General features: G+C 68.7%; 12 protein-coding genes. 6 read left to right on the top strand and 6 right to left on the bottom strand.

Features of this window, described 5'->3' with window-relative positions:
- Positions 1-72: 72 nt before the first annotated feature.
- Genes egtD through AC3A6M_RS10300 form a run of 4 tightly spaced genes read left to right on the top strand, consistent with a single transcriptional unit; the run spans position 73 to position 4,109 of the window.
- The gene (gene egtD, locus AC3A6M_RS10315) at positions 73-1,080 is read left to right on the top strand and encodes an L-histidine N(alpha)-methyltransferase (protein ID WP_487852633.1); all 1,008 of its coding nucleotides are present in this window, start codon (positions 73-75) and stop codon (positions 1,078-1,080) included.
- Between the two features lie 40 nt (positions 1,081-1,120).
- Positions 1,121-2,344, top strand: coding sequence for an ergothioneine biosynthesis protein EgtB (gene egtB, locus AC3A6M_RS10310; protein ID WP_487852632.1), 1,224 nt, complete (start codon positions 1,121-1,123; stop codon positions 2,342-2,344).
- The gene (locus tag AC3A6M_RS10305) at positions 2,341-3,294 is read left to right on the top strand and encodes a YihY/virulence factor BrkB family protein (RefSeq protein ID WP_487852631.1); all 954 of its coding nucleotides are present in this window, start codon (positions 2,341-2,343) and stop codon (positions 3,292-3,294) included. The genes egtB and AC3A6M_RS10305 overlap by 4 nt, the downstream gene beginning before the upstream one ends.
- Positions 3,291-4,109 carry a YdcF family protein gene (locus AC3A6M_RS10300; RefSeq protein WP_487852630.1) on the top strand — a complete coding sequence of 273 codons (819 nt, stop codon included), beginning with the start codon at positions 3,291-3,293 and terminating at the stop codon, positions 4,107-4,109. Before AC3A6M_RS10305 ends, AC3A6M_RS10300 begins: the two co-directional genes overlap by 4 nt.
- 4 nt (positions 4,110-4,113) lie before the next feature.
- Here AC3A6M_RS10300 and AC3A6M_RS10295 read toward each other — a convergent pair whose 3' ends face one another.
- The 3 genes from AC3A6M_RS10295 to AC3A6M_RS10285 all read right to left on the bottom strand — a co-directional run bounded on the left by AC3A6M_RS10295 (position 4,114) and on the right by AC3A6M_RS10285 (position 6,883).
- Positions 4,114-4,980: a cupin-like domain-containing protein gene (locus tag AC3A6M_RS10295; protein ID WP_487852629.1), complete on the bottom strand. Its 867-nt coding sequence runs from the start codon at positions 4,978-4,980 to the stop codon at positions 4,114-4,116.
- A complete protein-coding gene (gene leuA / locus AC3A6M_RS10290; RefSeq protein WP_487852628.1) occupies positions 4,980-6,674 on the bottom strand; it encodes a 2-isopropylmalate synthase in 1,695 nt (564 codons plus the stop codon). The genes AC3A6M_RS10295 and leuA overlap by 1 nt, the downstream gene beginning before the upstream one ends.
- Positions 6,675-6,757: 83 nt before the next feature.
- Positions 6,758-6,883: a hypothetical protein gene (locus AC3A6M_RS10285; RefSeq protein WP_487852627.1), complete on the bottom strand. Its 126-nt coding sequence runs from the start codon at positions 6,881-6,883 to the stop codon at positions 6,758-6,760.
- A gap of 304 nt (positions 6,884-7,187) precedes the next feature.
- On the opposite strand from AC3A6M_RS10285, the gene AC3A6M_RS10280 reads away from it, so the two are divergent.
- Complete coding sequence (locus AC3A6M_RS10280; RefSeq protein WP_487852626.1) at positions 7,188-7,832, top strand: DUF1906 domain-containing protein; 645 nt, start codon at positions 7,188-7,190, stop codon at positions 7,830-7,832.
- Between the two features lie 15 nt (positions 7,833-7,847).
- Here the strand turns inward: AC3A6M_RS10280 and AC3A6M_RS10275 are convergent, their stop codons facing one another.
- The 3 genes from AC3A6M_RS10275 to senB form a co-directional block, all read right to left on the bottom strand.
- On the bottom strand, positions 7,848-9,152 hold the full coding sequence (locus AC3A6M_RS10275; RefSeq protein ID WP_487852625.1) for a metal-dependent hydrolase family protein: 1,305 nt from the start codon (positions 9,150-9,152) through the stop codon (positions 7,848-7,850).
- 85 nt (positions 9,153-9,237) lie between these two features.
- Positions 9,238-10,290, bottom strand: coding sequence for a selenide, water dikinase SelD (gene selD, locus AC3A6M_RS10270; RefSeq protein WP_487852624.1), 1,053 nt, complete (start codon positions 10,288-10,290; stop codon positions 9,238-9,240).
- Between the two features lie 10 nt (positions 10,291-10,300).
- Entirely contained in the window at positions 10,301-11,269 is a 969-nt protein-coding gene (gene senB / locus AC3A6M_RS10265; RefSeq protein WP_487852623.1) for a selenoneine biosynthesis selenosugar synthase SenB, read from the bottom strand.
- 44 nt (positions 11,270-11,313) lie between these two features.
- On the opposite strand from senB, the gene senA reads away from it, so the two are divergent.
- A complete protein-coding gene (gene senA, locus AC3A6M_RS10260) occupies positions 11,314-12,513 on the top strand; it encodes a selenoneine synthase SenA (RefSeq protein WP_487852622.1) in 1,200 nt (399 codons plus the stop codon).
- The last annotated feature ends 154 nt before the right edge of the window (positions 12,514-12,667 follow it).

The raw sequence follows: 12,667 nt of genomic DNA, 5'->3' as shown, positions 1-12,667 counted from the left end.
TACTTTAGCATGCGTCGACCTTGACCCAATTCGCGTATGATGGAAAGAACGTCAACATCCCGGGAACCACCGATGCTGAACCATCCGTCCGACGCGCCTGCCCTGGCCGCCCTCGACAACACCTCCGACACCTCGGCCGAGACGCTGCGCCTGAGGGCCGAACTGGAGGCCGGCCTGCGCGCGCCGCACGCGTGCATCTCGCCCAAGTTCCTGTACGACGCGCTGGGCTCGAAGCTGTTCGAGGCCATCTGCGAGCTTCCCGAGTACTACCCGACCCGCACCGAGGCGGCGATCTTCGCGCGCCACGGCGGCGAGATCGCGCGCGCGGTCGGCCCGGGGACGACGCTGGTCGACCTCGGCGCCGGCAACTGCGCCAAGGCGGCGCGCCTGTTCCCGCTGCTGCATCCGGCCCAATACGTCCCGGTCGACATCTCGGCCGATTTCCTGCAGGACGCCGTCGAGCGCCTGCAGCAGCGCTTCCGCCACATCGAGATGAACGCGCTCGGCATGGACTTTTCCGGCGGCGACTGGCGCCTGCCGGACGTGGTGCGCCATGAGCGCCGCCTGTTCTTCTACCCGGGCTCCTCGATCGGCAACTTCACGCCGGAAGAGGCGCTGGCCTTCCTGCGCCGCGTGCGCGCCCAGTGCGGCCCGGACGGCGGCATCCTGATCGGCATCGACCTGGCCAAGGAGCGCGCGGTGCTGGACGCCGCCTACGACGATGCGCTGGGCGTCACGGCCGCCTTCAACCTGAACGTGCTGCGCCACGCCAACCGCCTGCTGGGCGCCGACTTCGACATCCGCGCCTGGCGCCACCACGGCTTCTACAACGAGCGCATGGGCCGGGTCGAGATGCACCTGGAAGCGCGCACCGCGCAGCAGGTCAGCTGGCAGGGCGGCAGCCGCCGCTTCGAGGCCGGCCAGTGCATCCACACCGAGAACAGCTACAAGTACCGGCAAAGCAGCGCGGTCGGACTGCTGGAGCAGGCCGGCTTCGCCGCCTCCGGGGTCTGGACCGACGAGCGCGGATGGTTCGCGGTGATCCACGCCCGCGCGATCCCGCCGGGCGCCATGCACTGAGCCTGTCACCGAGCTTGTACCGAACCACGCGGAGGACATCATGGGAGCGAACGAACAGCGCCAGGCCCGCGAATTCGAGCAGGTGCGCCAGCGCTCGGTGCACCTGGCCGAGCCGCTGTCGGCCGAGGATTGCTGCGCGCAGTCGATGCCGGACGCCAGCCCGGTGAAGTGGCACCTGGCCCACACCACCTGGTTCTTCGAAACCTTCATCCTGGAGCCGCGCGAGCGCAATTACCGGCCCTTCCACCCGGCCTTCCGGGTGCTGTTCAACTCCTACTACAACGGCGTCGGCGACAAGCACCCGCGGGCCCGGCGCGGCCTGCTGACCCGCCCCGCCTTCGACGAGGTGCTGGCCTGGCGCCGCAACGTCGACGCCCGCATCGCGCGCCTGCTCCAGGACGCGCCGCAGGACCAGGAGCTGGCCGCGCTGGTGGAGCTGGGCATGCAGCACGAGCAGCAGCACCAGGAACTGATCCTGACGGACCTGAAGCACCTGCTGGCGCAGAACCCGCTGTACCCGGCCTACCTGAACTCGGCGCTGCCCGAATCCTGCCCGGCGGGGACGCTGGACTGGCTGGACTTCGAAGGCGGCCTGGCCGAGATCGGCCAGCGCGGGCCCGGCTTCTGCTTCGACAACGAACTGCCGCGCCACCGCCAGTACCTGGCGCCGTTCCAGCTGGCCTCGCGCCTGGCGACCAACGGCGAGTACCTCGAATTCGTCGAGGCCGGCGGCTACCGCGACCCGGGCCTGTGGCTGTCGGAAGGCTGGGACCGGGTCTGCAGCGGCGAGATCGTCCAGCCCTTCTACTGGCGCCAGGAGGGCGGGGAATGGATGGAGTTCACGCTGCACGGCCTGCATCCGCTCGACCCGGCGCGGCCCGTCACCCACGTCTCGCTCTACGAAGCCGACGCCTATGCGCGCTGGCGCGGCGCGCGCCTGCCCACTGAAGCCGAGTGGGAATTCGCGGCGCGCGACGTCGCGGTCTCCTGCGGCGACCTGCACCCGCGCGCGGCCGGCAGCGATGGCCTGGCGCAGATGTTCGGCGAATGCTGGCAGTGGACCAGCAGCAGCTACGCGCCTTACCCCGGCTATGCGCCGGCGCCCGGCGCGCTGGGCGAGTACAACGGCAAGTTCATGGTCAACCAGTACGTGCTGCGCGGCTCGTCCTGCGCCACCCCGCACGGGCACGCGCGCGCCAGCTACCGCAACTTCTTCCCGGCAGGCAGCCGCTGGCAGTTTACCGGCATCAGGCTGGCCAGATGAAGGGCACGCGCGGCCTGCGCCTGCGTCTCCTGAACCGGCGCGCGAATGCCTACATCCTGGCCCATCCGTTCGCCTTCGCGCTGGGCGTACTGAAAAGCTTCCGGGCCAACCAGGGCCTGCTGCTGGCCGGCGCCGTCGCCTACTACGCGCTGCTGTCGATCGTGCCCTTCCTGATGCTGGTGGTGGTGGTGCTGTCGCACTTCCTCGACGAGGCCGAGCTGCTGCTGACCATGCGCCGCTACCTCGAGCTGCTGGTGCCCGGCCAGTCGGCCTCGATCGTGGCCGAGGTCGCGCACTTCCTCGACGCGCGCGACCTCATCACCTGGGTGCTGGTCGCCACCATGCTGTTCTTCAGCTCCTTCGCCTTCACGGTGCTGGAAAACGCGATGAGCGTGATCTTCGTGCACCGCGTCGCCGTGCGGCGCCGCCACTTCCTGGTCTCGGCGCTGCTGCCTTACTGCTACATCCTGGCGCTCGGCTTCGGGGTCATGATCGTGACCCTGGTGGCCGGCACACTGCAGGTGATCGGCACCGAGTACGTCGACCTGTTCGGCCACCGCTGGTCGCTGCACGGGGTGTCGGGCGCCCTGCTGTACCTGCTCGGCCTGGCGGGCGAGATCCTGGTGCTGACCTCGATCTACCTGGTGATGCCGGTCGGCCGGCTGTCGCTGTCGCATGCATTGGTGGGCGGCGTCACCGCGGCGCTGCTGTGGGAGGCGGCGCGGCATGTGCTGGTGTGGTACTTCTCGACCTTGTCCAAGGTGAACGTCGTGTACGGCTCGATGAGCACCGCCATCGTGGTGATGTTCAGCCTCGAGATCGGGGCGGCGCTGCTGCTGTTCGGGGCGCAGGTGATCGCCGAGTACGAGCGGGTGGGGCAGGGCGGGGCCGGCCGGGAGCCGAAGAAGATGGAGACGCGGCCGCGCGGCAGCAACCAGGACGATCCATGATCTTCAGTCCGGTGCTCGACCTGCTCAACGCCATTCCGCGCAGCCTGATCCTTCCTCCCGCCAGCCTGTTCCTGTGGATCGCGATCGGCCTCCTGCTGTGGCGCCGCTGGCCGCGCACCGGACGCATCGTCGCCGGCACGGGCCTGGCATTCCTGGCCTTCCTGTCCACCAATGCCGGCGCGTCCCTGCTCGTCAGGCCGCTGGAAGGCCTGACCTCGCCGCTGCTGGCGCCGGAACGCGCCGGCGCCCAGGCGATCGTCGTGCTGGCCGCCGGACGACTGCAGGATGCGCCCGAATACGGCGGCCTCGATATTCCCGACTACCTTGCCCTGGCGCGGCTGCGCTACGCGGCGCACCTGCAGCGGCGCACGGGGCTGCCCATCCTCGTCAGCGGCGGCGTCGGCGCGCAGGCAGGCTATTCCCGCGCCGATCTCCGTGCCGGCGCGCTGGCCAATGCGATGACCATCGCCTTGCGGGAAGACTTCGGCGTGCCGGTCAGGTGGATCGAGCCGCGCTCGCGCGACACCGGCGAAAACGCGGCCTTCAGCGCCGCGATGCTGCGGCCGCAGGGCGTGCGGCGCATCCTCCTCGTGACCGATGCCATGCACATGCCGCGCGCCCGGATGGCCTTCGAACGCGAAGGGCTGGACGTGGTCAGCGCACCGACCATGTTTTTCGGCGGCCAGGCGCGGTCGGCCGCCTCCTGGGTGCCCAGTGCCGAGGGAATGCGCCGCTCCTGGTACGCGATGTATGAACTGCTCGGCTTCGCCTGGTACCGGCTGCGCTTCGCCGGCAGCGCTGGCGGCGCGTCCTGACCGGCTAGGCGCCGTCCCGCAAGGCCAGCGGCACCGCCCGCGCCCAGCGGTTCGACGACAGCGAAAACGTCAGCGCCCGCACCTGGTGATACCAGCCGGCCGGCACGTACAACATGTCGCCCGGCCCGACCACGACCTCGACGATCGCCGCCTGGCGCGCCAGCGGAAAGGCGTCGAAATCCGGCGCTTCCGGATCGAAGGGAGAGCCGAACAGGACGGGATTCGCTTCCCGGGTGTAGAGGAATTGGTCGTGGTGCGGCGGCGCCAGGAAGATCCGCTTGGTCCCCCAGATCTGCGCGAAGATATTGTCGTCGTAGTCGCAGTGCAGCGGCGTGACGGTGCGCGCCGGGCCGAGCCAGAAGCGCGGCGGTCCCATCTTGTCGAACCAGGCGGGCCAGTGGCACATGGCGTTCAGCTCGCGCAGTTCGAGGTTGCCGACATAAGGGGGAAGATCGTCGGCGGGAGCCGCGCTCAGGTCGAGGTACGCGCGCAGGGACATGTCGCGCATCGCGCGGTCCGGCGCGAAGGCCGTCGCCACGTAGTCGCCGACGCGCGCCCGCACCGGCACCTCGCCGAAGCGTTCGCGCAGCGCCTGCGGGGTCAGGGAACACAAGGGCCAGCGCCCGACCACGCCGCTGATCAAAAAGGGCAGGCCCTCGGCGGCGCGGGCGCGGAAGGCGGCGCTGTCGAGCCGGCCCAGGCGCGGCACCTCGGTGATGGCCGGCAGGTCGCGGGCGGCGGCGCGGATCGCTTCGCGCATCGCCTGGATCGACGACACGCCGCGCACCTGCGCGGCCTTCTGTTCGCGCGCCGCCGCCGGTTGCAGGTCCAGCCGCGGCGGCAGGCGCTTGACGGTACCGCCTTCGCTCATCAGGCCGCGCGCGCGACCGGCTGCTGGTCCTGCGCAGCCATGGCGAGGTGGCGGTTTACCGCCGACAGCACGGCCTTGAACGACGCGGTCAGGATGTTGCTGTCGATGGCGGCGCCGAACAGGGTCGGGCCGTTACCGACGCGCAGTTCGACGTAGCAGGCCGCCTTCGCATCGGCGCCCGAGCCGATCGCGTGCTCGTGGTAGTCCATCAGGCGGATGTCCAGGCCGATGGCATTCACGAAGGCGTCGATCGGGCCGTTGCCCTGGCCGGCGTGGTGCTGGGTGACGCGCTCATGCTCGACCGAGGCGTCGATCTGGACGCGGTGTTCGCCTTCGCTGTCCTCGGCCATGCGGTGCGAGACGTAGCGGTAGGCCGGGTCCTGCTGGTCGAAATATTCGCGGGCGAACAGGGCGTGGATATCCGACGCCGCCACTTCGGTGCCGGTGGCGTCGGCGTGGCGCTGCACCACCCGCGAGAATTCGATCTGCAGGCGGCGCGGCAGTTCGAGGCCGTATTCCTGCTCCAGAAGGTAGGCCATGCCGCCCTTGCCGGACTGGCTGTTGACGCGGATGACGGCGTCGTAGCTGCGGCCCAGGTCGGCCGGGTCGATCGGCAGGTAAGGCACTTCCCAGATCGCGTCGCTCTTCTGCACCGCGAAGCCCTTCTTGATCGCGTCCTGGTGCGAGCCGGAGAAGGCGGTGAACACCAGGTCGCCGACATACGGATGGCGCGGGTGGACCGGGATCTGGTTGCACTCTTCGACCAGTTGGCGAACGCTGTCGATGTCCGAGAAGTCCAGGCCCGGATGCACGCCCTGGGTGTAGAGGTTCAGGGCCAGGGTCACCAGGTCGACGTTGCCGGTGCGTTCGCCATTGCCGAACAGGCAGCCTTCGACGCGGTCGGCGCCGGCCATCACGGCCAGCTCGGCGGCCGCCACGGCGGTGCCGCGGTCATTGTGCGGGTGGACGCTGATGACCAGGCTGTCGCGGCGCTCCAGGTGGCGCGACATCCATTCGATCTGGTCGGCGTAGACGTTCGGGGTGCTGGCCTCCACGGTCGAAGGCAGGTTGACGATCAGCTTGTTCTCCGGGGTCGGCTGCCAGGTTTCGCTGACGGCGTCGACGATGCGCTTCGAGAATTCCAGCTCGGTGGTCGAGAACGACTCCGGCGAATACTCCAGGCCCCAGCGGGTTTCCGGATGCTGCGCGACCAGTTCTTTAATGAGGCGGGTGCCGTTCACGGCGATCTGCACGATCTCGTCCTGGCTCATGCCGAACACCACGCGGCGGAACACCGGCGCCACCGAGTTGTAGACGTGGACGATGGCGCGCTTGGCGCCGATGCAGGATTCCACGGTGCGGCGGATCAGCTCTTCGCGCGCCTGGGTCAGCACGATGATGGTGACGTCATCGGGGATGCGGTTTTCTTCGACCAGCATGCGCACGAAGTCGAAGTCGGTCTGCGAGGCGGACGGGAAGCCCACTTCGATCTCCTTGATTCCGATCTGCACCAGCTTCTCGAAGAAACGCAGCTTCTTTTCCGGGCTCATCGGCTCGATCAGCGCCTGGTTGCCGTCGCGCAGGTCGGTGCTCATCCAGATAGGGGCCTGGGTGATGACACGGCTCGGCCACTGGCGGTCGGCCAGCTGGACGGCGGGGAAGGGGCGGTATTTGGCGGCGGGATTGGTCAACATGGTGGAGCTCCTGGTATGTGCTGAATCTGGACGAAAGACGGTGATTTCGGTGTGGCGCAGGCTGCCGGACGGGCCACGGAACGCTAGGCCCGGCAACCGATCGGTAGCGATAGCAACAGCGATGCGGAGGAGGGCAGCGCGCGTTCGCCGGCAATCAGCCCGGAAGCTCCGGCGGTGGTGATGACAGGTGTGAAATCGGTGGCAAACATCGGTACAACTTTCCTTGGGCTACGGGTTCCGGCGGGGAGCCGGGAGGACGACGCGGCGATTTACGCGCGTAGTAGCAGGCCTGCCAGCGATAGCGCGCTGGTCAGCGGTAGGGAAGTCGACAGAGGCATTTGGGAGAACATTTCTTCACTCTATGTGAATATTGTTTGGTCTGTCAAGCCTTTATTGACTTGTCGTTTGGTTACCACGGCAAAGTTTCACAAAAGATTGTTGACGCCAAATAAGCTCCAAAGCGGCCGGGATGGCACCGTACACGCTTCTTATCGGGAACCTCGGGGAGGCGACATGCCAGTATTGAACGGCCTGGACACGACCATGGAGCTGACGCGCCACGCCGGGGCGCTGAAGGCCCAGGGCTACGACTTCGTGCTGCGCTACTACAGCAACAACGCGGCCAAGAATCTGTCGCTGGGCGAGGCGCGCGCCTTGTCGGGCGCCGGCCTGCGGATCGGCGTGGTGTGGGAGACGTCCGGCACCCATGCGAGCTTCTTTACCCGCGCCCAGGGCCTGGCGGACGGCGCCCAGGCCTTCCGCATGGCGCGGGAAAGCATCGGCCAGCCGTTCGGCACGGCCATTTACTTCGCGGTCGACTACGATCCGACCCAGGCCGACCTCGATGGCGGCATCAGCAATTACTTCACCGGCGTGCACGCGGCGCTGTATGTCGCGAACCACGGCCAGCCCTCGTACCGGGTCGGCGTGTACGGTTCGGGACTGTGCTGCGGAACCCTGGTCGAGCGCGGCATCGCGAGCCTGAGCTGGCTGTCGCAGTCCAGCGGATTCGCCGGCTCCCGGCAATATGCCGACCAGAAGCGCTACGACCTCATCCAGATGCTGCCGGCGCGCATCGTGGGCGCCGACGGCATCGTGCTCGGCGTCGATCCCGACGCCACCCATCCGGAGCGCGACGCCGGGCTGTTCAGCGTCTAGCGCACAAGGCCCGGCTCACAAGCTCTTGTAGACCACGCCTTCCTTCATCACGAACTTCACCTGTTCGAGCTGGTGGATGTCGCGCAGCGGGTCGCCCTCGACCGCGACGATGTCGGCGGCGAAGCCGGGCGCCACCTGGCCCAGCCGGGCCGGCTGGTCGAGCAGGGCTGCGGCGTGGATGGTGGCGGCGCGGATCGCGTCGATCGGCGTCATCCCGGCCTCCACCATGTAGCCGAATTCCTTCGCGTTCTGCCCGTGCGGGAACACGCCGGCGTCGGTGCCGAAGGCGATCTTCACGCCGGCCTTGTAGGCGCGCGCGAAGGTGGCCTGCAGCTGCGGTCCGATGGCGGCCGCCTTCGGGCGCACCAGCGGCGAGTAATATGTCGGGTCCCTGGCCTTGTCGGCCACGAAGCGCCCGGCCGAGATGGTCGGCACGTACCAGGCGCCCATCTTCTTGAACAGGGCGATGCTTTCCTCGTCCATCAGGGTGCCGTGCTCGATCGAGTCGACCCCGGCGCGCAGGGCGCGCTTCAGGCCCTCGGCGCCGTGGGCATGGGCGGCGACGCGAAAGCCGTAGTCCCTGGCGGTGCCGACGATGGCGCGCAGCTCGTCCTCGGTGTACTGCGAGTTCTGGCCATTGGCGGCCTGGCTCAGCACTCCGCCGGTGGCGGTCACCTTGATCAGGTCCGCGCCTTCCTTGTAGCGGGCGCGCACCGCCTGGCGGCCTTCGTCCGGGCTGCCGATCACGCCTTCCATCGGGCCCGGCGTGCCGATCGCATGGCTCAGGCGGTGCGACAGGTTGTTGGTCTGGTCGGCGTGGCCGCCCATGGTCGCGATGGCGTTCCCGGCGGTGAACATGCGCGGTCCGGGAATCGTGCCGGCGTTGATGGCGCGCTTGAGCGAGACGTTCAGCGCATCCTGGGCGCCGAGGTCGCGCACCGTGGTAAAGCCGGCCATCAGGGTGCGGCTGGCGTAGCCCACCGAACGGTAGGCCAGGTCGGGCGCATCGGCGGTCAGGCGGTCGCGGTAATCCTCGATCAGCGGCTGGGTCTCGCTGGTCAGGTGCACGTGCATGTCGATCAGGCCCGGCAGGCAGGCGTGGCGCGACAGGTCGAGGTGGCCGGCGCCGCCCGGGCTGCCGGTCGTCGGGCCGACCGACCTGACGGTGCCGTCCTCGATCACGATGCTGACCTTGTCAACCCAGGTGCCGCTCTTCACGTCCAGCAGCCGGCCGCAGTCGACCGTCTGGGTGGCCGCGCATGCCGCATGTCCCGCACCGCCGATGGCCAGCAGCAGGCCCGCCTGGTAAAGCTTGTTCATCCCGTCTCCTCTCGCATGGTCGAAAAAAAGGCCTTCCTGCGTTGGGAAGGCCTGGTCTGCAGCTGCGAAAAGTTTAACCCATTGCTCAGCGCACTGTCACCTTCGGCTCGCCCGCTTCCATCCGCCCGATCACGGCGGCGTGGCCGAAGCCTTCGCGCGCGAACAGGGCCAGCACTTCGTCGACGCTGGCCGGGTCGCAGGACACCAGCAGGCCGCCGGAAGTCTGCGGGTCGGTCAGCAGCACGCGCTGGGTGTCGCTCACGCCCGCGCCGAGTTCGACGTCGTTGCCGTAGGCGTCCCAGTTGCGGCCGGAGGCGCCGGTGAAGAAGCCCTCGTGGGCCAGCTGCTCGACGCCCGGCAGCAGCGGGATCTTCGCCATGTCGAGTTGCGCCTTAAGCCTGGCGCCGCGCGCCAGTTCCAGCAGGTGGCCCAGCAGGCCGAAGCCGGTGACGTCGGTCAGCGCGTGCACGCCGTCGAGTTCGGCCAGCGCCTTGCCCGGCTTGTTCAGCTTGGTGGTGTTGGCGATCATGGCCGCGTAGCCGTCCGCATCCAGCTTGTCCTTCTTCAGCGCGGCCGACAGCACGCCCACGCCCAGCGGCTTGCCGAGCACGAGGACGTCGCCCGCGCGCGCATCGGCGTTGCGCTTGACCCTGGACGGATGCACCAGGCCCATCACCACCAGGCCGTAGATCGGCTCGACCGAATCGATGGTATGGCCGCCGGCGATCGGGATGCCGGCTTCGGCGCAGATCGATTCGCCGCCCTGGATGATCTTGCCGATCGTCTCCAGCGGCAGCTTGTTGACCGGCATGCCGACCAGGGCCAGCGCCATGATCGGCGTGCCGCCCATCGCGTACACGTCGGAGATCGCATTGGTGGCGGCGATGCGGCCGAAGTCGAAGGGATCGTCGACGATCGGCATGAAGAAGTCGGTGGTGGCGATCAGGGCCTGCTCGTCGTTCAGCTTGTAGACGGCGGCGTCGTCGGCGGTCTCGATCCCGACCATCAGTTCCTTCGGCACCGGGAAGCCGGTCGATTTCTTCAGGATCTCGGACAGCACGCCGGGCGCGATCTTGCAGCCGCAGCCGCCGCCGTGAGAGAAGGAGGTGAGTTTGATGGCTTGGTCAGGAGTGGTCATGGATGGCTCGTCAAGGAGTGCGTAAAAGGAGATTATCCACCAGGTCGAGCAAGGCCGCTCGTTCCCTGGCTGGAGCAAACAAAGGACGCCGCGCCGCGCACTGGCGCAGCAGCCGCCCACGAAAACGGTCGTCGATGGCGATGCGGTCGATCAGGCGCGCCAGCGCGGCGGGATCCCCTACCGGGAACAGGCCGGCGTAGTCCTCGCCCAGCATGCCGCGGTTGCCGCCGATATCGGAAGCCAGCACCGGCACGCCGCTCGTGATCGCCTCGATGATCACGTTGGCCCCGCCTTCCATGCGCGAGCAGATCGCCATCGCGCGGCAGCGGGCCAGCCGTCGCCGGGCGGCCATGTGGGGCAGGGCGCCCAGCCAGCGGTAGCGCGGTTCGTCGAGCCGGGTCGTGCGCGCCGCCTGCCCGAGCGCCGGGTCGAGCGCGCCGCCCACGTGCAGCAGGCGCACCCCGGGCGCCGTCACCAGGCGGCTCGCCTGCATGAAGGTGAGCGGGTCCTTTTCTTCGCGCAGGTGGCCGATCATGGCGACATCGCAGTCGCCCGCGCGGGCGCGCGCCGGACGCAGCGCCGGGGCCGACTGGTAGATCACGCGGGCCTTGCCGCGCTCCGCCGGAGCCAGTTGCTCCAGCCCCTGCGGTTGCAGCACCACCAGGGCGGTGGCGAGGGCGAGCGAGGCGCGCGCGGCCGCGTCCTGCTGAATATCGCGGTACAGGTCGGTGCCGGTCAGCGCCAGCACGCTGGGCCGGTCCGGGTGCGCCTCGGCGAACGCGGCCAGCGCGGCGGCGGAGCGGCGCGCGTGCAGGGCGATCATCAGGTCGGGCGCCGGCTGGCCTCTGGCCCATCCCTGCGCGACCGTGACGCGCGCGTGCGCGGACAGGTGCCGCATCCAGCGGCTGGCGGTCTGCCAGTTGCCGTTGTTCTCGCGGGCGGAGGCGGGGCTGACGATCAGGATGTGGGGGCGCGCCATCGGTTTTGGGAAGACTTTGGTGAAAACGATCGTAGAATGCCCGCATGGACCACTTCGACCCATCGTTCCGGCACACCGGACCTGACCGGCTGGCAAGCATGCTGCGGGATGCGCGGCATTATACGCTGGCGCTGTTCGATACTCTCGCGGAGGCTGGCTATGCCGACGCGGCGCGCGTGCCGCGCCTTCCCATCATCAATCCGCCCCTGTGGGAGCTGGGCCACACGGCCTGGTTCGCCGAATGGTTCGTGCTGCGCGCCGCCAGCAGCAGCCGGCCGGGCGACGCGTTCGGCCACAGCCTGCTGGCGCGCGGCGACGACTGGTTCGATTCGAACCTGGTGGCGCACCGCACGCGCTGGGCGCTCGACCTGCCCGGGCCGGGCGCGATCCAGACCTATTGCGAGGAGGTGCTGGAGCGGATCCTCGAACGCCTGGCCGCCGAGCCGAACGATGACGCAGCCCTGTATCCGTACCGCCTCGCGCTGGCGCATGAGGACATGCATGGCGAAGCCCTGCTGTACACGCTGCAGACCCTGGGCGTGGCGCTGCGCAGCGAGATGGTGGGAACGATGCCGGCGCCGCTGCCGGCAGGGGAGATCGCCTTCGCCGGCGGCAGCTTCCTGCGCGGCGGTGACCAGTCGCGCGGTTTCCTGTTCGACAACGAGAAAGACGCCGCAGTGTGCCGCGTGGCGCCGTTCGCGATCGACGCCGGGCTGGTGACGAATGCCCGTTACCTCGCCTTCGTCGAGGAGGGCGGCTACCAGGATGCGCGTCACTGGTCCGAGGCGGGCCGGGCATGGCTGATGGAGACAACGCGTTCCGCGCCGCGTTACTGGCGGCGCGGCGACGACGGACGGTGGCAGCAGCTGCGCTTCGGCCGCCGCGTGGCGCTCGCACCGGATGCGCCGGTCCGGCACCTGACCCTGCACGAGGCCCAGGCCTTCTGCCGCTGGAGCGGCCGGCGCCTGCCGCTTGAAGCGGAATGGGAGTTCGCGGCCGCGTCCGCGCATCCGGACTTCAACTGGGGCGAACTATGGGAATGGACGGCCACGCCCTTCCTGCCCTATGCCGGCTTTGCGCCGGACCGCTACCTGGAATATTCGGCGCCCTGGTTCGGCAGCCGGCAGGTGCTGCGCGGGGCATCCTTCGCCACGCCGGCGCGCTTCCGCAGCCCGGCATTCCGGAATTTCTTCACGCCCGGACGCGACGATATCTTCAACGGCTTCCGCACCTGCGCGCCCTGAGCGCCCGGGCGCCTGGGTGCGGACGAAAAAAAAGCGGCCGAGTGAACTGAACCCCGAAAGTTGGACACCAACTTTTGGGGTTTTTTCATGACGAAATACGATGAGCGTTTCAAGCTCTCGGTGGTACAGCAATACCTGGACGGTAAAGGCGGCT

The sequence above is a fragment of the Telluria sp. Soil_C_11 genome (assembly GCF_057657395.1).
Note: the sequence above shows the minus strand (reverse complement) of the source record. Positions and strands in the feature narration are given on the sequence as shown.